The sequence below is a fragment of the Neptuniibacter sp. QD57_21 genome (assembly GCF_047778075.1).
GTDB lineage: Bacteria > Pseudomonadota > Gammaproteobacteria > Pseudomonadales > Balneatricaceae > Neptuniibacter.
The window spans coordinates 2,598,002-2,623,217 of sequence record NZ_CP180549.1 but is presented as its reverse complement, the minus strand read 5'-3'; the positions used below and the strand labels follow the sequence as shown (position 1 = coordinate 2,623,217).

Sequence of the window (25,216 nt, the reverse complement as noted above, 5' to 3'; positions counted from 1 at the left end):
CTTAGCGCGCTCGTTTTAGCGTGTTTTTATTGAAGTCTTTATCAGTTAAACCTGTTTTGAACTGATAAGAACCATAGGTCAGGTCGGTGCTTTTACCTGTCTGGTGGTTCACCATTTTCATTAGATCAGGACGCCAGTGCTTACCTTCATACTCTTTGTATTCATGGTAAGTCAGGGTTTTAAGTTCAGAGTCTTTACGGTCGTAAAAATCGATTTTCCATGGACGGTACTCTGCTTGATCTAACCACACTACACGTCGGGTATAACCAGAGTTCTTATCCACTGGGTATTGTTCAATTACAAAACACGTACCGCCTTCACAGGCTTCATCACGTAGATACTTGTATGTGTATTTTTCTACCTCAAATGAAGATAGATCCTCGTAAGCAAACTCAGAACCCATAAATGGGCCGGATTTGTTACGTGAAGCAATACGTTTTACGCGTTTCAACGCAGGTAGGTAAAGCCACTGATCGTCTGCACCAACAGGGTGTGAGAAGCTTAGAAAAGCAGTGCCTTTAACATCTCTAGGCTTGTCGAATACAGATAGGCTTTTATCACCATCGTTATCAACTTCTAAAGACTTCATACGAATCTCGCGTACACTTTCCTGACCCTGTTTGTTACGCAGAATCATATTCATCTGCGCTTGCATATCAGTCCAGCCAAGATCGCTTGCTTTAGCTTCTTCTGCAATACGTAGGCCTTTTTCTTCAGCGGTTTCAGCTATCGCAACGCCCGAAGTTAGAATCATGCCTGCAATGCATACAGATTTAAGCGGGTTGGTTAACAGAGTCATCTTTCTCTCCTTCAGAGTTTTTAAGTGCTGCATTAGCAGGTTGTACAGGGCCAGTTTGCGTCGAGTTAGCTTGCATAGGGTCATTGCTTTCTGAGTCTTCTTGCTCTTCCTTAGCTGTTTTATCTAACAGCATCAGAAGTGGTGGCAAGAATAAGAAATCCACAATTAATGCGATCAAAATAGTCAGTGCTGTTAGTAGACCCATATCGGCGTTCACTTTAAAGGTGGACTGCGCTAACACCATAAAGCCTGCTACCAATACAAAGGTGGTTATCCATAATGCTTTACCTACGCTAGCAAAGGCGTAACCTACAGCTTCTTTACTGTTCTTGTTACGGTCTCTGCGAGCATGTAGGTACTTGCTCAAGAAATGGACCGTATCATCTACCACGATACCTAGTGTCATGCCGGCAACAACTGAAAGTGCTAGGCCTACTTGGCCATCAATCAAGTACCAAACACCAAAACCCATTGCCGCTGGTGCTAAGTTTGGAATCAGGCTGATAAAACCAAATTTTACCGAGCGTAATGCAAAACCAAGCAATACAGAGATCAGTACTAGTGCTAGAGATGTGCCAATCAACATGCTGTAGATATTACGCTGGCCAATGTGTGCAAACATAAGGCTAGGGCTTGCAATATCCACTTCATAGTTTGATGCATTCTCTGCAAACCAGTTATAGATGCGGCTTTCCAGCTCAATCTGCTCGGTACTGGTCATATTATTGAACGTAGCGATGATGCGAGTAGAAGATTTATCCACGTTTAACTGGTTATTTAGATCCAAACCGTAAGGCAGAGACATTTCGTACAGCAATAAGTATTGCGCTGACAGTTCACGTTCATCTGGTAGTTTGTAATACGCAGAATCGTCACTGTGCATGTTTTTGTTTAAGCGTTTAATAATATCGCTCAACGTATTCACGTGATCAGTTTCAGGTTGCACTCGTAGCCATTCAGTTAGATCTCCCACAGTTTTAAGAAACGCAGGGGAATTAATGCCACTGGCTTCTTTGGTATCGATGGAGATCTCCATTGCTGTCATGCCAGATAGATTATCTTGCATGTAATCAGTTGCCTGACGGAATGGCACGGTTTCATCGAAATACTTTACGAAGTCATCATTTAGCTTGTTTAGCGGTACTAAGAAAACGGCCGCAATCATCAAAACTGACATCGCTGGAAGTAGCACGCGACGCTTCGCGATTACAAGATCTGCCAGTTTGTGCATGAAGTCATTCTTACCTTCTTCAAGCGGTTTAACGTGGACAGGTAGTAAGCGCAGCATTGCAGGGAATATTGTTACTGAGAAGATAAAGGCAAGCATGACGCCCGCAGCAACCATATTACCCAGATCTCTGAATGGAGGAGAATCTGAGAAGTTCAGGCTTAAGAAGCCGATTGCAGTGGTCAAACTGGTTAAGAAAATTGGTTGGAAGTTAATCCGTAGACTGTCTTGAATCGCTTTCTCTTTCTTAACGCCCTGACGCATCTCATAAAACATAGTGGTCAGTATGTGCACACAATCTGCTACCGCTAAGGTTAGTACCATAATTGGGGTACTTGCAGATGGGCCAGTTAAGTAAAAGCCTGTCCAGCCAGCTAAACCCATGGTTGCAGCAATAGAGAAAATGATCACGACAACAGTTGCTAAGGTGCCGCTAAAATTGCGTAATAGCAGTACCATACCGATGATTACTACTAAGAACATCAAAGGCACTAGCGTCGCATTGTCTTCGATGGATGCTTCAGCAAAGCTGTTGTTCATCATTACCATACCTGAAAGGTGAACTTTCAGATTTGGGTTCGCTTGAACAAATTCATCGCGCATTTCACGAACTTTGCTCACAACCTGAGGTACTTCAACTACAGGATCAACGCCCGGTAGCTGTACGGTGATGTTTACAACCGTGACATGAGCCTCTGGAGAGATTAGCTTGTTTACCAACAGAGGTTCATTAACAGCGATCTCTTTAAGCCTTGGCATATCCGCATCAGTCAACGTTTCAGCGTCTAATACCAGATCTTCAACGATCATGTCGTCTTCTTCAGACCAGGTATGCTGATAGTTGGTAATCGAATCTACGCGGGTAGAGTAGGGTACCTGCCAAGATTCAGTCGTCAGTTCTTGAATCGCCGCAAGGGTTTTTGGAGTAAACACTTCCCCATTTTCAGGTGATATAACAAAAGCAACATTGTCACTTTTGCTGTAAATCTTCTGCATCGCTTCGAATGCTGTCAGTTGAGGATTCTCATCACTGAAAAACACGCGATAGTCGCTTTTGAAGACCAGATTTTTAGCGCCGTAAGTTGCGCCAACGACGAACATTATCGAGAAGAGAACGACCCAAATCGGGTGGTTCAACACGAATCGGAAAAGGCGATCTCTCATTTTCCTGCTCCAAGGGCCCTTGCGGGGTTGATTGCGGTTAAGCAATATTAGTTATTTCTTTTTAATGACGAAACGTCATTTACTAAGGTTTAAAAAACGGTGCAAGCACCGCGTTTTTTAATTCATTGCAGTTTATTCAGAACTGCACATCAACTGCTTTTGCTGAAGCTGTTTAACTTCTTCAGCAAAAAGTTCGGTTTTAAAGCGCTGAATGCTCTCATGCCATTGATGGTCTTGGGTATAAGGCTTCCAATTCAGGCCATCCAGTAAAATATTTGAGTGATTAACTAGCTCTCTTTCTAGTTGCATTTCAGCTCTAACGTTACAGCGATCCAGGGTCTCATGAAGCAAGGCGATTGTACCGAAGCTCATTGACCATAAAGAAAACGCTACTTGAGCAGGGCATAGGTGTGGCTGTAACGATAAATCACCATTCGCAAGGCCTGAAGAGATCACCTCCAACATGCCGCCCAATAACTTGTTTTCTAGAATAAGGTGCTCTTCTTGACGCTTTTCGGTTGATTTTTCCCGAACTGACGGTGTCTTAGCAGAAAGAACCAACATAAATTCTGTAGGGTTTAGCTGTGAATGGAGCATATAGCCATACCCAACGGCGAGCATCTTCTCGCGACTACTGCCGTCATATTGAAAGGCGCGTTCGAATAGCGCTCCTAGTCGTCTAACACAGCGGTTACATAGACCGGTTAAGAGGTCTTCTTTACAGGTAAAATGGTTGTATACGGTGCCTTTAGAGTAAGGCAGCCTTGCTACTACTTTATCTATAGTGAGCCCTGCCACACCTAATTCACTGATGATCTGTATAGCAGCTTGCATAATTTCTTCTTCACGGGCTTCTAAATCGGCTTCGTGAATAACTTTGGGGCTCATATTCTTTTCTATTACCTATAAATGACGGTCCGTCAAAAATACTGTTTTTTACTCAACTGAGCAAGTGTGAAAATTGCAACAATCCGTTGCTATTAAGAAACAGTTTTGCAACAACGAATATCTATAAGTAATGACTATTAGTGATTCTAATAATCTTTAATATGCTAACTATCTTATTTAGTTTTTAATTATATTCCTTGTGGGCTTTATACAAGAGGGCTAGAGCTTGGTTTAATTCAGTTGGTTTGTTCAAAATAGGTGAAATATATTAATAAATCTTATTTTGTCACGAAGTTGCATTGTTCAGTGTCTACACTGCTTACTGTTAAAAATGATAGTTCTTATCTTTTTAACGCCTGTTCCCCGGTATGGAACCAGGGGGAGTTGATTCATAGATGAAGAAACTGTTGTTCAAACAGGAAAGGAGTGCTTGATATGAAAATACCAACCTACGTGCTTGCAGTAAAAAATGAACTTGAAGGTCAACTTCAGCTCGCTCCACAAGGAGTAAAGGCTGCAGACATGCCGGTGTGTTTTTCGCCAGAATACGCATCCCATCTTTTTAATTTCAGCGAATCTCGTGTTCAGTGTAAAGAGGGTGAGAGCGTTTTTCTGTTAAAGGGAGATGTGGATATTTCTGGCATCGCTCAGGAATCTGATTTTCCCGAAGCATTTAAAGCATTACTGAAAAATAATAACGATTTAGAGGAATGGACAGTGCTTCGGCAAAAGTCTGCTCTTTCTTCCGATTCACAAGAATACAAACGCAAGGTGCAAGAAGATCTCGCTCGAACACATATGTTGTTGAAAATAAACAAAACACTCATGTGATGAGCTGAAAAGACAAGGCCGCGAATAATCGCGGCCTTTTTCTATCTTAAGATCCGAAGTGGATCAAATATCCGCTTCTGCTAACTTAAGGTCTACAACCGATTTAAGTAGTTTAAATAAACGAATCGATGCGTCGATCTCTTCTTTACGGTTGGTCAAACTCTCGATATTCAAACCAACAGGAATACCAAGCGGCATCACTGCTTCTAGAATCTGCTCTAAATTGTTACGGCAGATACGAATAGATTCCTGCAGTGGGCTATGGGCATCCATAATACGGAAGCGAGTAGCTTCTGGTACAGAGATACCTAACCATTCCATAAATTCCAGTGTCTTAGTGCTACCACAAGGAGTGAAGGTCAGAATGACGCGCTTTGGTTTAACCCCATCTTCACGACACTTACGAGCGTAACTACTCAACATATCGATTGTTGCTTGCGCATCGTAAACTGCCTGAGAGATAAAGAACTCACAACCTTGCTCAGTTTTGCTAACTAAACGCTCATGCTCATTACGTTTAGAGGCGTGACGCTCGGCAATTGTTACTCCGCCCAGTTGGAAATTTGCTGGGTGTTCTGCAAGGGCTGCGTAAGCATCATTAAGGCTTAGTTGGATATCTCCATCAGAAGATGGGCTTCCTACAAGAACAGTGTCACGAACACCATATTCGTTCCAAGCTTCATCTAACCAAGAGATAAAAGCTTCTTTATCACGCTGAGACACACTCTTGTATGTGATAACCGGCTTATCTGCTTTTTCACGGATTAGCTTAGAGTACGCTCGTGGATCTAGGGTGCGCATGAATGGAAACGGACGTGGCTTGTCGATACGGCTACTTTCATCCTGAATGTCATAAACAATCAGACCATCAAAATCGACATGTTGCAGACGTTCTAGCAGTTTGTCCGCAATGCCTTGTGCGGTTTCTTCTGCAGTGCCATCTTTAGGCGGTGTTGTACCAAATAGATATACACCACGGCGGTCGTCAGCAAACTTTGTTCTTAAATCCTGTTTCATTGTAGTTTTTCAATTTCTATCTAAGCTGTAATTGCTGGCTATTCTAACAATTAATATTATTCATGTGTTTAAGTTATAAGATGAAAGTTTTTTAGTTAAAGTTGAGTAAATTTAATAGGCTGCAGCAAAAGTTGGGAGTAGAGAGTTTGAGCCAACCAAGTTTTGATCTATCTGAAGCAAGTAAAGCGATTGAAAAATCAGGAGAGGGTATACCGCCATTGGATAAATGGAATCCGGATTTTTGCGGTGATATCGATATGCGCATTTGCCGCGATGGCAAGTGGTACTACCAAGGAACAATTATCGGTCGCCCGGCAATGGTTAAACTATTCTCCAGAGTATTGTGGTTAGAAGAAGGCAAGTATTTCTTGAAAACGCCGGTGGAGAAAGTTGGGATCGAAGTGGAGGATGCCCCCTTTCTGATGACCGAAGTCCAAGTAAAAGAGGGCGAAAATGGACCGGAGTATCAATTTATAAGTACTACTGGCGATAAAGTAGTTATTGGCAAGGGACATTCGCTCTGGGTAGAAGAGTGTAGCGAAACCTCAGAACCCTCTCCTTATATTGATGTTCGTTTCGGAATGAAGGGTTTAATCCATCGTAATGTGTTTTATCAACTCGCCGAGCTCGCTGTAGAGCAAGAAATAGATGGAAAAGTGATGCTTGTCATTGAAAGTCAGGGAGAAACTTTCATATTGGGGGATGTCACCTAAATTTAAAATGAACGCTCAATTTTAAATGTAAGCTACTGAGAGTGGGGCTAAGATTAAGTCGTTATGGGGGGAGTATGAGTTCAGAACATCGTTTTTCTATTTTACTGGTGATTAAGCAGTCATCAGATTTAGAGTCACTTTGTAATATGGTGAAGCGTCACTTCCCGCGTTTCTATATTGCAAATACTGAGGAAGAAGCTCTCTCATTGATCGTAGAGCATAAAATCGATGTGCTATTGATGGGGCTGAATACCATTCAAGAGAACGAAATCTGCTACCTACATCTCTTAAGTGCTAAGAAAAATATCGAAAGGATTCTATTCAAGAAAATTGTTTTCTGTAGTCGGGAGGATCTTAAAGAAGCATTTTCTATCTGTAATAAGGATGTCTTTGACGACTACTTTATAGTCCGCCCACTTTACGACCCATATCATTTACTATTGAGGTTGCGGTTTATTCGACGTGCGCTTCATGACCAAAATAGCTTTGGCTCAGATAATTTTTCAGTCGAAAACCTTTGCGAGTATTTTGATCAGATTATTTCATGTAATGAAGACATATCGGATCTTAATGCTGAGAGCTATGACAAGCTTATGCACCTTGTTTCTTTCTCGATGGATAGAATGAAAGAGAAGATCATACAAGAGGGAGGTTTACATGAAGATCATCATGCTGATATGCGGAGTTTGTTCGATCAACATAAAGAGCAGCATATCCGTGAAGTTCAATTACAACAAACATCTGTAAAAGAAAGCCTTCAAGCTAAAGTTGACCGCGCAACTAATCTGACTAAACAGCAAAAAGAGACTTTGCAGGCCAGTGATACAGTTGTTTTTGATGATAGTAATATCTTGTTACTTGAAGATGAAAGTGAACAACGGGATCAAATTAAAGCGATCCTAGATTCAGGAGGTTACAAAGCTCAGGTATCAGGGTGCGCGAGTCATTCCCTGAAACTTCTACAGAGTTGGAAACCAGATATTGTTTTGTTGGACTTAACTCTTCCGGATATGAGTGCATTGTTTGTTATTGATAAGATCAAACAAGATCCTGATATGGCTCATACTCGCATTATGGTTTTAGCCAAACCGGGGGATACCCAGAATGCACAGGAAGCAATGAAACAGGGCGTGCATGAGGTGATTTTAAAGCCAATCGATCGCGATATGCTGCTTTATAAAATGGGGCATAACCTTCAAGCTTTGAAAGATCAATGTAAGTAAGATTTAAGGGGGCGCGTAAGATCCGCGCTCCTCCTTGTTTTAAGGCCGCTATTTTCTACTAAGGTTCTTTCTGTTGGAGCTCTAAGTAATTCTTTATTCACTTTTCGCTGTGCGGCAGCCCGTCTAATTTCAAATAATCATCTATATTTTATTAAGCAACCCATTGAATAGCATACAGGATTGATATGCGAAACATTGTGTCTTTGATTTTTTGGCTGTTGGTAACACTTGGTACGGCACAGACGGCTGTGGCTGCTACTAAGATCATGTTGATTCACAGTTACCATCAAGAGATGAAGTGGGTGGAGGATCTCACAGCAGGTGTAAAACAAGAGTTAGGCGACGAATATCAGTTATCCATTCATCACATGGATACTAAACGTTTACCCAAAGGGATGTTTAAGTACAGTGCTGCAAGAGCTTTTATTGCTTTTGAGGAGCAAAAGCCTGATCTGGTTATTATCTGTGATGACAATGGTTTTGGCCTGTTAGGCGAGCAGATAGCAAAAACCACACCGGTAGTTTTTTGCGGTATTAACTCGGATATTCGTCGTGACTATCCTTGGGTTCTCAGTGCTAAGAATATTACTGGGGTAGTTGAGCGCCCGATGATTAAACGTTCAATTGTAGAATTTGCTCGAGCAACTCGTTTAAAGCTGAGACGGGTCCTGATTTTACTGGGCGATAGTTTAACCGCTGATGCGATCTATCAGTATGATCTCGGAGGCAAATCTAATTTTAGTATTGCTAAGAACATTCGGGCTGATGTTGTCAGAGTTTCGAGCGCAAATGCGTGGAAAGAACAAATTAAACTCAGCAAAAAGCAAGGGTATGATCTTATCCTGATAGCCGGTTATGCCGCCATGCATGAAGAAAACGGTGAATACGTAAGCTTTGATGATTTAAGCCGTTGGGTATCGACTAACTCACCTGTAATGACAATAACTGCTCATGAGCAAGCGATTGGTAAAGGAAAGGTAATGGCAGGGATGGTCGTCAGTGGTATTTTGATGGGCCAAGATGCGGCAAATCTAGCGAAACAATTACTAGCTTTACCTAAAGACAGCGCACAAATTCCAATGCACTTTCAAAGCCAAGGGAAAATGATTTTAAGTCGTCACGAACTTAGGAACTGGGGGCTAAAGATAGATAACATCACTTCAAGATCCATCATCTTATTACCTTAAATTTAAATGAATGTTATTAAGTTCTTGCGGGAGTATTTCCTCTTCAGGAATTGTTGATGTAACCTGAAATACTAAATTCCTGCTATCTTATAGATACAGGTCCACGACATACGTACTGCTGTATTGATATATTCTTTCTAGGTGGCTTGGTACAGGGAGTATCTGTTGAGAAAAACGATTGTACGTACCCTATATTTGATAGCCGGATTTATCTGTGTGCTTCTCGGTTTGATCGGGGTTGTTTTACCTTTACTACCAACAACGCCATTCCTTTTAGTAGCGGCATTTTGCTTTTCTAGAAGCTCTGAAAGGTTGCATCAGGCGTTGCTGCAAAATAAGTTGTTTGGAAAGATAATCCAAGATTGGGAAACAGATGGCGTTATTCCTTTAAAAGCTAAATGGTTAGCAACGGTTATGATGTTAGCTATGGTTAGTTATCCACTGATTTTCAAAACCTTTCACTATGGCCTCAAATTAATTGTCGTTGCTACAATTGTCTTTGCCCTATGCTATATCTGGTCGCGTCCATCAGAACCGTTGTTAAAAGGCAATGAGGGATGAAATGAGTGTGGTCCGGTTTCTTCTTTTTTTATTATTTAGCAGCAATGTGTTAGCGGTTGAACAGCTGTCTTTTACAGAAGAGGAAAAGAAGTACCTCACATCTAAAGAACAGATAACGATGTGTATTGATCCAGATTGGTTACCTTTTGAAGCCATTAATGATCAAGGTAAACATGTGGGTTTGTCTGCTGACTTTATGGCAGAGTATTCGCAAATGATGGGCATTCGAATTCAGCTTGTTCCGACAAAAAGCTGGAGTGAGTCTTTGCACAAAGCTAAGGCTAGAGAGTGCGATATCCTATCAATGCTAAACGAAAGTCCAGAACGTAGTGCCTATCTTAATTTTACCTCTCCTTATGTGACCGCTGCAGTTGCTCTAGTCAGTCGTACCGATGTTCTGTTTATTGATGGTTTACCTGCCTTGCAGGGTAAAGTTTTGGCTCTGCCAAAGAACTATATATATGAAGAGCTTATTCGACGCGATTACCCTCTGATCAAAGTGGTGTATACGCAAACACAAAAGGAAGCAATTAAACTCGTTTCCACAGGTAAGGCCTATGCCTCCATTGGTACGCAAATCAGCATGCTAAGAGATATACAGGAGCTCGCAACTCATAATGTAAAAGTTGCAGGTTTTACTGAGTACAAAAGTGTTTTACGGGTTGGGGTTCGAAAAGATGATGCTTTGCTGTTAAGTATCTTTTCTAAAGCAGTTGATGGCTTATCCCCACAGAAAACTAACCAGATTTTGCAACGCTGGTATAGCGTGACTGTACAGAATAAATTTGATCAAACTTTATTGTGGCAGTTGCTGGTCGTCTTTTTCCTTATATCTATGATCTTTTTTGTCCGCTTTAGGAGCATTAGGCAATTCAATCAGATCCTAAAGGAAAAGAATAAACAGTTAGAGCGTATTAGTCAGACAGATCACTTAACGGGTTTATATAACCGTTTAAAAACGGATGCCGCGATAAAAGCAGAAGTCGCCCGGGCAGAACGTTACGGTGGTAGCTTTTGCGTTATGCTTTTTGATATTGACCATTTCAAAGCGGTGAACGATAACGGTGGGCACCAAGTAGGGGATAAGGTACTTATCGAAGTCAGTAATTTGGTGAAAAGTAATATTCGAGAATCCGATATCCTAGGACGGTGGGGCGGTGAGGAGTTTATGCTTGTGACACCTGAAATGGATATTATCGGGGCCGAAAAGTTGGCTAATAAGCTTCGGGTATTAGTGCAAAATCACATTTTTCCTAGTCAAATTGATATCACGGTTAGCTTTGGTGTTGCGGAGTATAAAATGGGGGATAGCCCAGATGCGTTGCTCAATACAGCAGATAAAATGTTATATAAATCTAAAGAAGCTGGTCGAAACAGAGTCACGATTAGCTAGAAAAATCTCACAAATCACCTTTCACAAGGGAGGTGATATTTCGCTTCCTTTCCTCTTTACCATCAAAAAATCTATCTTTTTATTGTTTTTCAATGTGAAAGTTTCTCATTAAAAACTAGATAAAATTTTACTAAAAACACCTAAATACCCAGAAAACCAAGGAATTACTGAAGTTTAAGGTGCTTTTAAAACAATGTTCAAAAATTTATATACAAAATAGATAAAATTTTACTAAAAACGCGCTTTTAATAAGGTTAATTGGCACTAGGATTAAGGTAACTACAGTTACTGAGGCATATAGAGCGACAGTGATTGGTAACAGCAGTAATGATTAATCGAAAAATGTGCAGGTAAACGTTATGAGCACTATCAATAAAGGCTCTCCACCTAAATATAAGATCGCTATGCTTGATGAACAGGGCAGCTTAGCGGCTTGGAGTCGTGAGATAGAGGGGTCTGAATTTAATTGGGCGTTTGTTCGTTTAGATTCGAAAGAGAGCTTAATCGATCAATTGGAGCAACATAGATTCGACGCGGTTATTCTGCCTTGTTCGATGCGAGCAGTAGTCGATATAGAATTGATGGCTAATTTATCTCGCATTCAGCCGCACTCTGTTAGAGTTTTCCTTGGGGCAGAATTTTGGAATGCCGGTTTTAAAGCGAAAGCTGCTGAAATTGCACATCGTATTTATCCAAACAATGTTCCAATCCAAGAGGTTGCAGAAGAACTGGAGTACCAGATTAAGCTGGTTAAGCTGCTTAATCGTTCATCCTTGCAGGCTTATGTTTCAACTGTTGGGTGTTTACCGTCGCCACCAAGTATGTATCGTCAATTGACCGAAGCGGTTAACTCAGATGTCGCGGATCTTAAAGAGATCAGTGAAATTATTGAGCAGGACCCATCGGTGGTTGCGCAAATCATGAAACAGGTGAATTCGGCATTCTTTGGTTTTAGTCGTCCAATTTCTGATCTGCGAGAAGCGATCTCTTTATTGGGCGTAAGAAACCTTAGAAGTATGGCATTGAGCAGCCAATTGAATAACCAGTTTAAAGAAGGGCAAGATTGGGATCAGTTCTCTTTTGAACAGATGGGCCAACGTTCTTTACTAGTAGCTCGCCTAGCACAAGCGTTATCGAGAAGAGCTGGAGCGAGCAAAGCAGTTCAGGATCAAGCCTTTTTGGCAGGTTTATTACATGATTTAGGTGTCATGATTATGGCTGCCCATGATCCGGCACAGTATAAAAAATTGATCAACTATGCCGTTAAAAAACAAAAGCCGATCTATTTAGTAGAAAAAGCCGCTTGTGGCTTCTTCCATGGTGAGGTTGCTGCTGCTTTATTGGCATTATGGAATTTACCGCCGCAGGTTGTTGAGGCCGTCATGTTGCATCATGTCCCTCATCTGTCTGCGGCTAAAGAATTCAGTCCGTTAACTGCAGTACATGTTGCGGACGCTATGCTTCCTTCGGTTGATGTAGCAGGAGAATGTGATCTGGCGAGTAGTTTATCGCTACGTTACCTAGATCAAGTGGGCGTTATGGATGAGGTCCCACAATGGCGCATAGTCGCTAATGAATACCGTGTTCGCATGGTATCCAACTTATAAAAAAGAGAGGATCTCTTATCGCTGGAAAGAGTGCCAGTCCTTACCGGGAACATACGTCGGGGTCTGTGAAAGGTAAGGTCTGGTTTTCTTTTATCTTCGTGGTGTAAACAGTAACGCCATAATCTTGCTACAATTCCTGCTTTCTATCTTCTACTGGCATCGCTGTGGCTAGAGCAAATAATTCATCCTCTAAAGCATCTACTCAAAAGAACAAACAAAAATCAGGTCTGCATCCGCGCAATCCGCATACAGCACCTTATGATATTCCTCGTTTGGTTAAAGCATTTCCTGAGTTAGCTGAATACACCTATGAAACGCCACGAGGTGAAACCTCTATTCGCTTTGCAGAACCTAAAGCGGTAAAACTACTCAATCAGGCGTTATTAAGCACTGAATACAATATTCAGTTTTGGGATTTCCCTGAAGGCTATCTCTGCCCGCCAATTCCAGGCCGCGCTGATTATCTTCACTATATTGCGGATCTACTGGCTGAATCTAATGGCGGGAAAGTGCCGGTTGGAGCGCAGGTGCAAGGTTTAGATGTAGGTACCGGAGCTAACTGCATCTATCCACTGATTGGCAGCCAGAGTTACGGTTGGAAGTTTGTTGGTAGTGATATCGATCCTGTTTCTATTGCTTGCGCTGAACAGATCGTCAAAGCCAATCCGGTTTTGAAAGGGAAGCTTACATGTCGATTACAACCTTCATCACAGCAAGTATTTCATCAGATTATCAAACCGTCTGATCGATTTGCCTTTACGATGTGTAATCCTCCGTTTCATGCTTCACTTCAAGAAGCGACAGCAGGGACTAAACGGAAGATTAGAAATTTAAATCGTGGCAAACAGACATCTTCCGGTAATGATCAAGTACTAAATTTTGCTGGGCAAGGAGCAGAATTGTGGTGCAAAGGAGGAGAGATAGCTTTTGTAAGGCAGATGATCAAAGAGAGTGCAGTCTTTGCTGAACAATCGCTCTGGTTTACCTGTTTGATATCTAAAAAAGATAACCTGCCCATGGTGTACCAAGCTTTAAAAAATGTAAAAGCTAAAAAAGTAATTACGATAGACATGTACCAAGGACAAAAGCGTACTCGGTTCGTTGCTTGGAGTTTTCACTCAAAACAAGTGCAATTGGATTGGTTTAGTCGGGCCTAGGTCAATATTTTGATCTATTATTGAGTATCGTTATCATTAATGAGCTATAGTTAGTTTCCAGTATGGAATCCAAATTGGATCCTAATGTTACATAAGGAAAAGTTAATGTCGGTTAAGTGTCTTGTTTCAGCTTTAGCGCTTAGTTTGAGCATTGCGATGCCTGTTAGTGCTGAAAACCACCACCAACAATCTCCTAAGTTTAAAGTGCAGACATTGACCGAAAACATTTCTATGTTAAAGGGAAAGGGCGGCAATATTGGATTGTTAACAGGTGATCAGGGCTTGTTGATGATCGATGACGATTACCGCTCGATGTCACCAGCATTGCAGAAGACCCTGCAAAAGTTTGGTGGCGAAGATAAGCTGACTTACATTATCAACACCCATTGGCACGGCGATCACACAGAAGGTAATCACCACTTTGGTCATCACGCGACTATCATCGCGCATGATAATGTTCGTGAGCGTTTGCTTACCTCTCAAGAGGTGAAGCTTTTCAATATGAAAACCGAGCCCTACCCAGAGCATGCGCTGCCATCTATTACCTATCAACAAGCACTGACGCTTTACATCAATGATGAAGAGGTCGAGTTACTTCATCTAGCTGGTGGCCATACCGATGGCGATTCTGTCGTCTTCTTCAAAAAGGCCAATGTAGTCCATATGGGTGATCTTTATTTCAATGGCTTTTTCCCCTTCGTAGATATCCAGAATGGCGGTAATGTTGCCCGCATGGCGGAGAATGTAGGTCAAGTACTCGAACTCATTGACGACAAAACCATTGTTATCCCAGGTCACGGTCCCGTATCTAATAAAGCTGAATTGATGATCTTCAAAATGATGCTGGAAGGCACGTTGGCCGAAGTGCAAGCGATGCAAGATAAAGGGATGAACTTGGGTCAGATGCAGTTAAAGGGGCTATCGCCTAAATGGCAAAGCTGGACAACCGGCTTTCTTTCTACAAGTGTTTGGATCGGGATTCTTCATAGCAGCCTTGAAAAATAAGCTTATTTATAGCGCATTTTTTCTATCTCTAAGTCTTGTGGCTTTCTAACCTTCGTTTTGGGGCGGCGCTTTTGACAGTGAACGTCGTCCTATTTCTATGACCTCTTAAAAATCAATAAGTAATGACGATACCTAAGGATAGGTTTATCGCTTTTATTTGAGGTTTAATTCCAGAATAAACTCGAAAAACCTGAATTTATATCTACGCTTTGATTATGGGTCATTCGCTGAGCCTGTGACATAAGAAGAGTGTACCGATGTATAAATTGTTGTCGTTTCTGCGTGGTTTTTCGTTAAAAGCTCTTGTACGTTGGGCGTTTTTTATTGTTCTAAGTATTGGTATTACGCTCGCCGCCTTTCTTTATTGGCACTACACAGAAAAAAACAGACTCCACGGTCAGGTGCAGCATTTAAGCAACAGCCTGCATGCGGTTGATGAGTTTAGATATAACCTTTCTCGGATCGAGTTAATCAGTGCAGAAATGCTGGTGTCCTATCCAATCGATCAGGACCGATACCTCGAAGCTTATACTGCGCTTCAAGAAACTAAACAGATCTTCAATCTATCTATTGCTCCCTCACTGTCAGGTCGTGAAGGCCTATCCGAATTTAATAAGCTGCTGTTTCATCACTTTACTTTATACAGCCAACAGTTAAGGCATTTTCAAAGCCTGATCGAAGAAGATCGCATTTCTGATGCCAAGCAGTTCTATGTGAAAGCACTGGGCGTGCAGGAATATCACAAGCAAGTAGATTCGGTTGCTGCCGAGTTTAGAAAGAAGTTGCTCGGTGTAAAAGAAGACCTTTTAAAGCAGGCGCAAACGCAAGAGCAACGCTTTAATACCCAAGGAGGCTTGCTCTTAATCTTTGTCGCAATCGCCAGTTACTTGATGGTTTCAGCCACACTCAAGGCGATGTTTAGGCCGATAGGATTAGTGAGAAGAACCTTAACCGCTTTAGCTAATAAGAAGACGGCCCAACAGGAGATTTCTAAAGCAGGTCAGCCTCAAGAGATTAAAGAGTTGCTTGAGGCTGCTATCGAGTTGCGAGATGAACTGTTACAAGTTGAAAACCAACGCTGGATCAAAACTAATATTTCGGAAATAAGTGCGGAACTGCAGCAGATCAGAACGACCAATGAGCTGGCTAAATCGTTTTTGCAAAAGATCGCGCCTTTGATCCATCTAGGCCACGGCGTTTTCTATCTATTTAACGAGCAGGAGAAAGAACTAAAGCTGCTAGAGGGATATGCATTTAGAGAGCGTAAATTTCTTAAGCAGACTATTGCTGTTGGTGAGGGGTTGATTGGTCAGTGTGCTTTAGAGATGGCCCCTATTATTTTAACTGACCCACCAGAAGACTATATCAAGATCAGCTCGGGTGTCGGCGAAGCTAAGCCTAAGAATATCTCTGTTTTTCCTGTGATCCACAATAACAAACTACTTGCGGTGGTTGAGTTGGCCAGCTTTGTTGAATTTGGCCAAACAGAACAAGCCTTTATCGAAGGTTTACTGCCTATATTGGCCATGAATTTAGAGATCATTGAAAGGAGTAATAAAACCCAGTTATTGCTTAATGAGAGCCGTGAGCAAGCTGAAAAAATGGAACGTCAAGCAACATTGCTTGAAGAGCAAACGGCGGAGATGGAGGGGCAGCAGAGAGAGATTAAGTCGGCAGAAAAACGTAGCCGTCTAATTCTTGAATCAGTAAAAGACGGCATCGTGGGATTAAACACCGAGGGGCGAATTACTTTTGCTAACCCAGCTGCTTATGACTATTTAGGGTTTACCGAGCAAGAGTTTTTAGGCCAAAACTTCCAAACATTGGTTCACTATGCCGATGAAGATGGGAAATCTTATGCTGAGGATTCACATAGCATCTGCCATACGGCTACTGATGGTATCGCTCGATCTAGTGAAGACGAAGTCTTATGGCATAAACAGGGTCATTCCTTACCAATTGAATACACATCCACGCCAATTTTTAGTGACGATAAAATTATTGGTGCGGTGGTTGTTTACCGTGATATTACGGAAAGAAAACAAGCGCAAGATGCCCTTAATGAGGCAGCTATAGAGCAGAAAGCGATCTTAGAGTCGGCAACAAGGGCGATCGTACTGCTTAAAGACCGTGTGGTTCAGCAAGCGAATAATAAACTCTCAGAGCTGTTTGAACGCCCTATGGAAGACCTTATGGGGCACAGCACCCTGCAATGGTACCCAGATGAGGAAACGTTCAACTATATCGGTGAGTATGCCTACGGCGAGCTTGCGAAAGGAAAGGTACATCAACAAGAAGTGCAGATGGTTAAAGCTGACGGCACCCTGTTTTGGTGTCATTTGAGCGGTAAAGTTCGTGACGCCGATGATATGTCTAAAGGCACCGTTTGGATGCTTGAAGACATAACTGATCGAAAAGAAACTGAAGAGAAGGTGAATGCTTATTTTGAAAACTCCAGCGATGGCCTTCTGGTTCTAAGTCCAAAAGAGGGCTTTATCCATGCAAACAGAAGAGCTGCAGATATCTTTGGGTTTGATGATGTTAATGAACTACTAAAATGCACACCTGAAATGCTATCCCCTGAATATCAACCAGATGGATTACTTTCATCTCAAGAGATAGAGCGGCATATGGAGCTCGCTCTGTTTGGAACTGAGCCTCACCAGTTCGATTGGGTACATAAAAATACCTCAGACGAGGAGGTGCCTTGTGAAGTTTCTTTAGTACCTATCAGCTTAAAGAATAAGCCCGCTTTGATTGTCAGTCTTCGTGATATAGCTGAGCGTAAAGCGGCTGAACAGGAGATGTTAAAAGCGAAAGAGCTTGCTGAGGAGGCAACCCAGGCTAAGAGCGATTTCCTCGCCAATATGAGCCACGAAATCAGAACACCGATGAACGCCATCATCGGTATGTCACATCTTGCTCTACAAACTGAGTTAAATACCAAACAAAGAAATTACATCGAGAAGGTCAATCGCGCAGGGGAAAATCTCTTAGGCATCATCAATGAAATCCTAGACTTCTCTAAAATTGAAGCAGGCAAGATGACACTCGAATCGACCGAGTTCTACCTTGATGATGTGATGGAAAACATCGCCAGCATTCTAGCCATCAAAGCGGAAGAGAAGGGCTTAGAGCTGCTGTTTGATAGCCCTGCTAATATCCCTACCGCTTTGATTGGTGATCCACTAAAACTCGGCCAAATACTAACTAACCTTGCCAACAATGCTGTGAAGTTCACTGACGAGGGCGAGATTGTAATCAGTATCCATGTGGAAAAGATGGAGTCCAAGCACGTTACCCTCCATTGTGCGGTTAAAGATACCGGCATAGGCATGACCCTTGAGCAGAAAAGCAAAATGTTCCAGAGTTTCTCTCAAGCCGATACCTCAACCACCCGTAAATATGGCGGTACTGGATTAGGCCTAGTAATTTCCAAAAAGCTAGTCGAGCTGATGGAGGGTGAGATCTGGCTGGAAAGTGAAGTCGGCCAAGGCACTACGTTCCATTTCACGGCGCGTTTAGGCTTACAAAAAGATTCTATGCATCGCCGAATGTTCCATGCAGAAGAGCTTGATGGCGTCAAAGTGCTGGTGGTGGATGATAATGCTGCTGCTCGCGACATTATCGCTAATCTTATTAACAGTTTTGGTATGCAGGCTGACACTGCCAGCGATGGTGATGAAGCAGAGCAGATCATTATTGAACATCAATCCTCTGAAAATCGTTATGACCTCTTATTAATCGATTGGCAAATGCCGCAAAAAGATGGCGTCACCACTCTGTATGAATTAATGAATAATGAGAGCGTTATCTGTCCGCCCGCCATTATGGTGACCGGTTATAGCCGTGAGGATGCTATCGATGAAGCAAGCGAACGCGGGGTGGAGATAGAATCTGTTCTGACCAAACCTGTGACTGCCTCGTTCTTGCTTGAAGCTATAGGCACTTCGCTGAATAAAGGCACAGTGGTCGAAAATCACCGCTCTGCTGTGAAAGAAAAAGAACGTGTTGATCTAGCTGGGCTCTCAGTCTTGTTAGTCGAAGATAACGAGATGAATCAAGAGCTGGCTACAGAGCTATTAGAGCAAGCAAAAATCAGCGTAAAGGTTGCTAATAATGGTCAGGAAGCTGTTGATATCTTATCGATGGAAACAGATTTCGACATCGTATTGATGGATTGCCAGATGCCTGTGATGGATGGTTTTCAGGCAACCGAAAGAATACGGCAGATGGAGAAAGTGAAACACCTGCCAATTATTGCCATGACCGCCAATGCCTTAACAAGCGATAAAGAGCGAGTGCTGAATGCGGGAATGAATGATCATATTGGTAAGCCGATCAATATTGATCAGATGTATGCAACCATTGAGCGTTGGGCCTGTGTATCAAAACGTAATCCTCGTGTTATCGAGTCTGCTCCGGTTACCCAAGACTTAGACTTTCAAGTAATACCTCACGTTGATACAGCTAAGGGACTCTCCAGTATGCGGGGAAACCACGAGCTCTATCTCAAAATGTTAAAAGGGTTTTATGAGCACCACCGAGATTTTGATGCTCAATTCACCGCAGCGATTGAAGATGAAGATCCTACCGCACCGATGCGCTGTGCCCACACTTTGAAAGGCGCTGCTGCAACCATTGGTGCCACAGAGTTGGAAGTTTTAGCAGAAGAGTTAGAAAGCTTATGCGCCGAAGCAAACTTTAAAGTGGCTGACATTCAAGGCGCTGTTAAAGACGTTGCTGAAGAGGCCGCGTTAGTCGTGGAAAATATAGAGGCATCAGGTCTTATAGCTACGGCTAGTTTGGCATCAGGTCAAAACTGTAATGCAGAAAAACTAATTGCATCTATCCCTAAATTACGAAATTACCTTTTAGAGAGTGATAGTGAAGCGCTTGAGGTTATAGAAGCCCTTGAGAGTGAATTAGGTGGCAAGGCTTTAGAGCTACTTGAGCCAGTTGCGAAGGCGATTAACGTGTTTGATTTCGATCTGGCATTAGAACGTCTTTCGGAGATGGAAGAGGCTATCAACAATCTCTAGATATTTAAGTGTTTGGCTGTAGTTAGTCCCAGTTAAGGGTGTAGCTATACTGTTTTAAACGGCCTGCTAGAAAGACATACTTGCATAATCCAACGCTTTTTTAAGCAATGATGGAGAACGTAAATGAGCAAGACGCAGTCTCAGTGGGTAGAAAAACCTACTGTTCTTGTTGTTGATGATACGCCAGACAATCTGGTGCTTATGTCTGCGCTTTTAAAAGATCACTACCGCGTTAAAGTGAGTAACTCCGGTTCCAAAGCACTGGATATAGTTAACTCGGCAGCCCCTCCTGATCTAATCCTGCTCGATATTATGATGCCCGAGATGGATGGTTACGAAGTCTGTAAACAGCTCAAATCCACCGAAAAAACCGCAGATATCCCCATCATCTTTTTAACAGCTAAAACCGAAAGTAGAGACGAAACTAAAGGATTGGCATTAGGAGCGGTGGATTACCTGACAAAGCCCGTTAATCCAGAGATCCTGATGGCAAGGGTGTCTAACCATTTGCAATTGAAAGCACAAAAGGATTTCTTAGCGGATAAAAATGAGTTCTTAGAAAAAGAGGTTCGCCGTCGTACCCAAGAAGTCACTATGGTGCAGGACGTTACCATTCTTATCCTTGCTTCATTAGCCGAAACAAGGGATTCCGATACCGGCAACCATATTCGTCGTACCCAATTTTATATCCGTGCCTTAGCTGAAAAGCTCAGATTCTTACCTAAATACAGCGAACTCTTAACCGATGTTTATATTGATGTGCTGTTCAAATCAGCGCCTTTACACGATATCGGGAAGGTCGGTATTCCAGATCATATTCTTTTAAAGCCAGGGCCATTTGAGGACGACGAGTTCGAAATCATGAAAAGCCATACCACCCTAGGTAAAGAAGCGATCGAACAAGCGGAAGCTCAGTTGGGCGTTGAAGTGGATTTCCTAAAGGTTGCTAAAGAGATTGCTTACTCGCATCAAGAGAAGTGGGATGGTTCTGGCTACCCTGAGGGCTTAAAAGGCGAAGATATTCCGCTTTCCGCAAGGTTAATGGCTATCGCTGATGTTTATGATGCCCTGATCTCAAAACGTGTTTATAAAAATGCCATGTCCCATGAGCAAGCGGTGGCGATCATAGAAGAGGGCAGAGGCAATCATTTTGATCCTGATTTGGTCGATTGCTTTATCGAAATACAGGGCGATCTGTTAGCCATAGCATTGCGCTTTGCCGACAGTGACGAAGGCGTCTTAAACGTTAATTCAGAATAGTTAGCATTAAGATACCAAGCGCTCTTCAAGCGCTGCAGAAGCACTTGTTATCTTAGGGAATATAAAAGAGTGCTTATCTAAAAGTGCTTTGCATGAAACCTTAGATGCTCTTCTATAAAACTGGCGATAAAGTAATAGCTATGGTCATAGCCATCGTGCAATCGTAGCTCTACAGGGTTATCAGCAGCCGCAGCTAATAACGCTTCCGGTTTTAATTGCTCATCCAAAAACTGATCCTTCTTACCCTGATCAATCAGTGTCGGCATAAAGTTATTAGCGTTCTTAATCAGCTCACAGCTATCGTACTGTTTCCAAACCTCAGCATCATTACCAAGATAAGCAGCAAACGCTTTCTGACCCCAAGGGCAGTTAGTTGGATTGGTTATCGGGCTGAATGCACTCACTGATGAGAAACGTTGAGGATTGCGCAGAGCGATCATCAACGCGCCGTGTCCACCCATAGAGTGCCCGGAAATTGCTCGCTGCTCTGTAACAGGAAAGTTCGCTTCAATCAGGGCCGGTAACTCAGTCACAATGTAATCGTACATCTGATAGTGCTGCTGCCATGGTGCTTGAGTGGCGTTGACATAAAAGCCAGCACCCATGCCTAGGTCATATCCGGGATCGTCCGCTACATCATCACCACGAGGGCTGGTATCGGGTGTGACAATGGCGATACCTAACTCCGCAGCAATACGCTGAGCACCGGCTTTCTGGATAAAGTTCTCATCGGTACAGGTAAGGCCAGACAGCCAATACAGCACAGGTACTTTTTCTCCCGCGAGTGTTTGTGGCGGAAGAAAAATAGAGAAGCGCATGCTGCAGTTTAAGCGGGTGGAGTCATGCTGATACTGCTTCTGCCAACCATCAAAGCTTTTGAATTGAGCTAAATTTTCAATCTGCATTGAGTTTACTCACATCCCCCCTGAATAGACTCAGGGCGGATTTTGGTTAGGGTTACTTAAGACAATTACTTATCGAAATGAATAACGCTGCGAATACTTTCGCCTTCATGCATCAAGTCAAACGCTTTGTTGATGTCCTCTAGCCCCATCGTGTGGGTGATAAAGTCAGACAGCTTAAACTCGCCTTGTAAGTAGCGTTCCACGTAATCAGGAAGCTCAGAGCGGCCTTTAACGCCACCAAAGGCAGTACCGCGCCATACGCGTCCAGTCACCAACTGGAATGGACGGGTAGAGATCTCTTGGCCTGCACCGGCAACACCAATAATCACCGACTCGCCCCAGCCTTTGTGGCAGCACTCAAGGGCAGAGCGCATGACATCGACATTACCGATACACTCAAACGAGTAATCCACTCCGCCATCGGTTAACTCAACAATGACATCCTGAATCGGCTTGTCGTAGTTTTTAGGGTTAATACAATCTGTAGCGCCTAGCTGTTTAGCTAGATCAAACTTACTTTCGTTAATATCAATGGCGATAATACGGCTCGCTTTCGCCATAGTGGCACCAATCACCGCGGATAAACCAATGCCGCCTAAGCCAAAGATAGCAACCGTTGCGCCTTCCTCAACCTTAGCGGTATTCATTACTGCACCCATACCGGTCGTCACGCCACAGCCTAGTAGGCAAACCTCTTCAAGCGGTGCCGCTTTGTTCACTTTCGCCAGCGAGATCTCAGGTAGTACCGTGTATTCAGAAAATGTAGAGCAACCCATATAGTGATAGATCGGCTGACCATCTTTATAAAAACGGGTGGTACCATCTGGCATTAAGCCTTTACCCTGTGTTTCTCGAATCTTCTGGCAAAGGTTGGTTTTGCCCGATTTGCAGAACTTACACTCGCCGCACTCAGGTGTGTATAGCGGGATTACGTGATCACCCACTCCTACACTGGTCACACCCTCACCAACGGCTTCAACAATACCACCACCTTCGTGACCTAAGATTGCAGGGAAGATGCCTTCTGGGTCTTCACCAGAAAGGGTGAAGGCATCGGTATGGCAAACACCTGTCGCCACAATCTTGATAAGCACTTCACCTTTTTGTGGTGGCATTACGTCGACTTCTTCGATGGATAAAGGCTGGTTAGGCCCCCAAGCGATGGCTGCTTTGGATTTAATCATGGCTCTACTCTTTATTTAGGACAGCGTTTTTATCAATAGGGATTCAATGTGCTAAACATTATAGTTTTTTCATAAATCGCTATAATCTAGCTAAATGTGAAAATACTTTTACGAGGATGTAATAATGTTTGGCTGGGAGGGGGTAACCGAATTTGTTGCCGTAGCAGAAACAGAAAGCTTCACCACAGCATCGCAGCGCTTAGGTATCTCTACTGCACAAGTGAGTAGGCAGATCAGCGCATTAGAAAAGCGCCTCGCGACAAAACTGTTTTACCGCACAACCCGCAGGGTCTCGGTGACAGAAGAGGGTAAGATCTACTACCAACACTGCCGCCAACTACTCGATGGCCTAGACGAAGCTGAAAGAGCACTAAGCCAGTTACAAAGTCGCCCACAGGGAAAACTAAAACTGACCGCCCCAACCACCTTTGGCGAAACCAAAATTATCCCACTGCTCAACGACTTTATGCTGCAGTACCCAGAGCTCGAAGTGGAATGCCATCTAACCAACCAGAAAGTGGCGCTGGTGGAAGAGGGCTACGACCTAGCTATCCGCTTAGGCAAGCTGGCAGACTCCAGCATGATCGCTAAGAGGCTGGGTGCTCGACAACAGTTTATCTGCGCCTCAAAGGACTACCTTAATGCCCACGGCCGACCCGACTCTATCTCTGAGTTAGAACAGCACAACTGCCTACAAGGCACTTTAGATTACTGGCGTTTATTGGATAAGGACCAAGAGAGGGAAGTACGTATTAAAGGAAGCTTTCGCTGCAATAGCGGTTTAGCGCTATTAGATGCTGCGCTAAAAGGGCTAGGGATAGTACAACTGCCCGATTACTACGTTAAAGAGCATATCGAGCAAGGAAAGCTAGTGCCGCTGCTAGAGAGCTATCAACCAGAGCCTGAGGGAATCTGGGCGCTGTATCCGCATAATCGGCACCTGTCACCTAAGGTAAGGATGCTGGTGGAGTATTTGGGTGAAAGGATGGATTCTTAAAGCGTGAGAATGCAATATGTAGGACCTGATCCTATGATATGTGCTCACTTAGACCTTTAATCAACAGAGCAGTTTTAGGAACCGTAAATACGGCGTTAGATGACAATTTTTTGAATATTTAGAGGACGACATGGGCATTAATCAGTTTGATCCATCTTTATATACTCTTGAATACATCCCACAAAAGTTAAGGGCTTTAGATGCTTGTATCATAGCGTGCTACTCAGTTTTGACACGCAGCGTAGAAGACAATGAGTTAAAATTTAATCTAAAAGAAACCACTTTTCATCAGAATGATATTAATTTATTTGTTGAACTTGCTATAGATGCAGGGTTGATTGCTAATAGGACTTTATTAAATTTTATGGGTATAAAGCTTGCTGATGGAGGACTTGTAAATGCTGATTATGCTCTTAATATCACAGAGTTTGAACTAAGCCATATTGAGGTATCTGAGGCTACTGAGATCTTATCGGGTCAACTTTCGGCGTGTAACCTTGAGGACGTTTGGGTCGAAGCGTTGAGTGCCGCGAGTAAGTCAATAGCCCATTTCACAAAGCAAGGAAGTCAGATTAGAGTAGCAAGGCTAGGTTATGCTTGTTACGCCACATCTATGCTGGTTCGTAAACATTTCTTGGAAATCTCAGATGAAGTTGGTGAAATACCAACTTCAATACTGCCAAATGAGGTAATCCCGAAGGTTGGCTCAGTCTGGGATAATGTAGATCCCTCGATAAACTTATATTGCTAAGCCTCATATTACCCTTAGGTTCAACAGTAATATTACTAACAAAATGCCGTATTAAATGCGGCATTTAGATAAATGAGGTCACCTTAGTTATATGTCTCATTGTCCATCGCTTGTGCTATCACGAAGATTAAGTTAAATAAGTAAGTGAATTAGGCAGATGGAAGTCTAGAGCAGGTAATCGATTTAACTATCAAAAGAATATCGTGCTTGCGCGTTTTGTTATGGAAGAATCTTCAGTATTTCAGAATTTATCCATTATTTTCAATTTGTTACATCTGTTTAACTGAATATGGTTTCGGTATAT

General features: G+C 42.8%; 19 protein-coding genes. 13 read left to right on the top strand and 6 right to left on the bottom strand.

What is annotated here, in order from left to right; all coding sequences use genetic code 11:
- Position 1 precedes the first annotated feature (1 nt).
- The 3 genes from ACMXYS_RS11730 to ACMXYS_RS11720 form a co-directional block, all read right to left on the bottom strand.
- Positions 2–799, bottom strand: a complete 798-nt coding sequence (locus tag ACMXYS_RS11730; RefSeq protein WP_415881807.1) for an outer membrane lipoprotein-sorting protein — start codon at positions 797–799, stop codon at positions 2–4.
- Positions 774–3,191 (bottom strand): efflux RND transporter permease subunit, encoded by a 2,418-nt coding sequence (locus ACMXYS_RS11725; RefSeq protein WP_415881806.1) that lies wholly within the window; start codon positions 3,189–3,191, stop codon positions 774–776. The genes ACMXYS_RS11730 and ACMXYS_RS11725 overlap by 26 nt, the downstream gene beginning before the upstream one ends.
- A gap of 132 nt (positions 3,192–3,323) precedes the next feature.
- Positions 3,324–4,079, bottom strand: coding sequence for a TetR/AcrR family transcriptional regulator (locus ACMXYS_RS11720; protein ID WP_415881805.1), 756 nt, complete (start codon positions 4,077–4,079; stop codon positions 3,324–3,326).
- A gap of 435 nt (positions 4,080–4,514) precedes the next feature.
- On the opposite strand from ACMXYS_RS11720, the gene ACMXYS_RS11715 reads away from it, so the two are divergent.
- Entirely contained in the window at positions 4,515–4,910 is a 396-nt protein-coding gene (locus tag ACMXYS_RS11715) for a hypothetical protein (RefSeq protein ID WP_415892079.1), read from the top strand.
- A gap of 63 nt (positions 4,911–4,973) precedes the next feature.
- Here the strand turns inward: ACMXYS_RS11715 and ACMXYS_RS11710 are convergent, their stop codons facing one another.
- Positions 4,974–5,927 (bottom strand): methylenetetrahydrofolate reductase, encoded by a 954-nt coding sequence (locus tag ACMXYS_RS11710; protein ID WP_415881803.1) that lies wholly within the window; start codon positions 5,925–5,927, stop codon positions 4,974–4,976.
- Positions 5,928–6,073: 146 nt separating this feature from the next.
- On the opposite strand from ACMXYS_RS11710, the gene ACMXYS_RS11705 reads away from it, so the two are divergent.
- The 10 genes from ACMXYS_RS11705 (at position 6,074) to ACMXYS_RS11660 (ending at position 21,075) form a co-directional block, all read left to right on the top strand.
- Positions 6,074–6,640 carry a DUF1285 domain-containing protein gene (locus ACMXYS_RS11705; protein ID WP_415881802.1) on the top strand — a complete coding sequence of 189 codons (567 nt, stop codon included), beginning with the start codon at positions 6,074–6,076 and terminating at the stop codon, positions 6,638–6,640.
- Between the two features lie 74 nt (positions 6,641–6,714).
- Complete coding sequence (locus ACMXYS_RS11700) at positions 6,715–7,863, top strand: response regulator (protein WP_415896612.1); 1,149 nt, start codon at positions 6,715–6,717, stop codon at positions 7,861–7,863.
- 185 nt (positions 7,864–8,048) lie between these two features.
- Positions 8,049–9,050: an ABC transporter substrate-binding protein gene (locus tag ACMXYS_RS11695; protein WP_415896611.1), complete on the top strand. Its 1,002-nt coding sequence runs from the start codon at positions 8,049–8,051 to the stop codon at positions 9,048–9,050.
- A 165-nt stretch (positions 9,051–9,215) separates the two neighbouring features.
- The gene (locus ACMXYS_RS11690) at positions 9,216–9,611 is read left to right on the top strand and encodes a YbaN family protein (protein WP_415896610.1); all 396 of its coding nucleotides are present in this window, start codon (positions 9,216–9,218) and stop codon (positions 9,609–9,611) included.
- 46 nt (positions 9,612–9,657) lie between these two features.
- On the top strand, positions 9,658–11,004 hold the full coding sequence (locus tag ACMXYS_RS11685; protein WP_415896609.1) for a diguanylate cyclase: 1,347 nt from the start codon (positions 9,658–9,660) through the stop codon (positions 11,002–11,004).
- 359 nt (positions 11,005–11,363) lie between these two features.
- Positions 11,364–12,611: an HDOD domain-containing protein gene (locus tag ACMXYS_RS11680; protein ID WP_415896608.1), complete on the top strand. Its 1,248-nt coding sequence runs from the start codon at positions 11,364–11,366 to the stop codon at positions 12,609–12,611.
- Between the two features lie 164 nt (positions 12,612–12,775).
- Entirely contained in the window at positions 12,776–13,768 is a 993-nt protein-coding gene (gene rlmF, locus ACMXYS_RS11675; protein ID WP_415896607.1) for a 23S rRNA (adenine(1618)-N(6))-methyltransferase RlmF, read from the top strand.
- Positions 13,769–13,873: 105 nt separating this feature from the next.
- Positions 13,874–14,773 carry an MBL fold metallo-hydrolase gene (locus tag ACMXYS_RS11670; protein WP_415896606.1) on the top strand — a complete coding sequence of 300 codons (900 nt, stop codon included), beginning with the start codon at positions 13,874–13,876 and terminating at the stop codon, positions 14,771–14,773.
- A 257-nt stretch (positions 14,774–15,030) separates the two neighbouring features.
- A complete protein-coding gene (locus ACMXYS_RS11665; RefSeq protein ID WP_415896605.1) occupies positions 15,031–19,815 on the top strand; it encodes a response regulator in 4,785 nt (1,594 codons plus the stop codon).
- Between the two features lie 123 nt (positions 19,816–19,938).
- A complete protein-coding gene (locus ACMXYS_RS11660; protein ID WP_415896604.1) occupies positions 19,939–21,075 on the top strand; it encodes a response regulator in 1,137 nt (378 codons plus the stop codon).
- 77 nt (positions 21,076–21,152) lie between these two features.
- On the opposite strand, the gene fghA is transcribed toward ACMXYS_RS11660, so the two are convergent.
- Complete coding sequence (fghA, locus tag ACMXYS_RS11655) at positions 21,153–21,980, bottom strand: S-formylglutathione hydrolase (protein ID WP_415896603.1); 828 nt, start codon at positions 21,978–21,980, stop codon at positions 21,153–21,155.
- Positions 21,981–22,045: 65 nt separating this feature from the next.
- A complete protein-coding gene (locus tag ACMXYS_RS11650; RefSeq protein ID WP_415896602.1) occupies positions 22,046–23,164 on the bottom strand; it encodes an S-(hydroxymethyl)glutathione dehydrogenase/class III alcohol dehydrogenase in 1,119 nt (372 codons plus the stop codon).
- Positions 23,165–23,288: 124 nt separating this feature from the next.
- Here ACMXYS_RS11650 and ACMXYS_RS11645 point away from each other — a divergent pair, with 124 nt between their 5' ends.
- Positions 23,289–24,161, top strand: coding sequence for a LysR substrate-binding domain-containing protein (locus tag ACMXYS_RS11645; protein WP_415896601.1), 873 nt, complete (start codon positions 23,289–23,291; stop codon positions 24,159–24,161).
- A 130-nt stretch (positions 24,162–24,291) separates the two neighbouring features.
- Positions 24,292–24,912, top strand: coding sequence for a hypothetical protein (locus ACMXYS_RS11640; protein ID WP_415896600.1), 621 nt, complete (start codon positions 24,292–24,294; stop codon positions 24,910–24,912).
- The last annotated feature ends 304 nt before the right edge of the window (positions 24,913–25,216 follow it).

What these genes read in the sequence shown, in the direction of transcription:
- ACMXYS_RS11680 (WP_415896608.1), top strand. Translation starts at nt 11,364, where the DNA reads ATGAGCACTATCAATAAAGGCTCTCCACCTAAATATAAGATCGCTATG.
- ACMXYS_RS11645 (WP_415896601.1), top strand. Translation starts at nt 23,289, where the DNA reads ATGTTTGGCTGGGAGGGGGTAACCGAATTTGTTGCCGTAGCAGAAACA.
- ACMXYS_RS11695 (WP_415896611.1), top strand. Translation starts at nt 8,049, where the DNA reads ATGCGAAACATTGTGTCTTTGATTTTTTGGCTGTTGGTAACACTTGGT.
- ACMXYS_RS11650 (WP_415896602.1), bottom strand. Translation starts at nt 23,164, where the DNA reads ATGATTAAATCCAAAGCAGCCATCGCTTGGGGGCCTAACCAGCCTTTA.
- ACMXYS_RS11715 (WP_415892079.1), top strand. Translation starts at nt 4,515, where the DNA reads ATGAAAATACCAACCTACGTGCTTGCAGTAAAAAATGAACTTGAAGGT.
- ACMXYS_RS11710 (WP_415881803.1), bottom strand. Translation starts at nt 5,927, where the DNA reads ATGAAACAGGATTTAAGAACAAAGTTTGCTGACGACCGCCGTGGTGTA.
- ACMXYS_RS11665 (WP_415896605.1), top strand. Translation starts at nt 15,031, where the DNA reads ATGTATAAATTGTTGTCGTTTCTGCGTGGTTTTTCGTTAAAAGCTCTT.
- ACMXYS_RS11640 (WP_415896600.1), top strand. Translation starts at nt 24,292, where the DNA reads ATGGGCATTAATCAGTTTGATCCATCTTTATATACTCTTGAATACATC.
- ACMXYS_RS11670 (WP_415896606.1), top strand. Translation starts at nt 13,874, where the DNA reads ATGTCGGTTAAGTGTCTTGTTTCAGCTTTAGCGCTTAGTTTGAGCATT.
- ACMXYS_RS11720 (WP_415881805.1), bottom strand. Translation starts at nt 4,079, where the DNA reads ATGAGCCCCAAAGTTATTCACGAAGCCGATTTAGAAGCCCGTGAAGAA.
- ACMXYS_RS11730 (WP_415881807.1), bottom strand. Translation starts at nt 799, where the DNA reads ATGACTCTGTTAACCAACCCGCTTAAATCTGTATGCATTGCAGGCATG.
- ACMXYS_RS11660 (WP_415896604.1), top strand. Translation starts at nt 19,939, where the DNA reads ATGAGCAAGACGCAGTCTCAGTGGGTAGAAAAACCTACTGTTCTTGTT.
- ACMXYS_RS11725 (WP_415881806.1), bottom strand. Translation starts at nt 3,191, where the DNA reads ATGAGAGATCGCCTTTTCCGATTCGTGTTGAACCACCCGATTTGGGTC.
- ACMXYS_RS11700 (WP_415896612.1), top strand. Translation starts at nt 6,715, where the DNA reads ATGAGTTCAGAACATCGTTTTTCTATTTTACTGGTGATTAAGCAGTCA.
- fghA (WP_415896603.1), bottom strand. Translation starts at nt 21,980, where the DNA reads ATGCAGATTGAAAATTTAGCTCAATTCAAAAGCTTTGATGGTTGGCAG.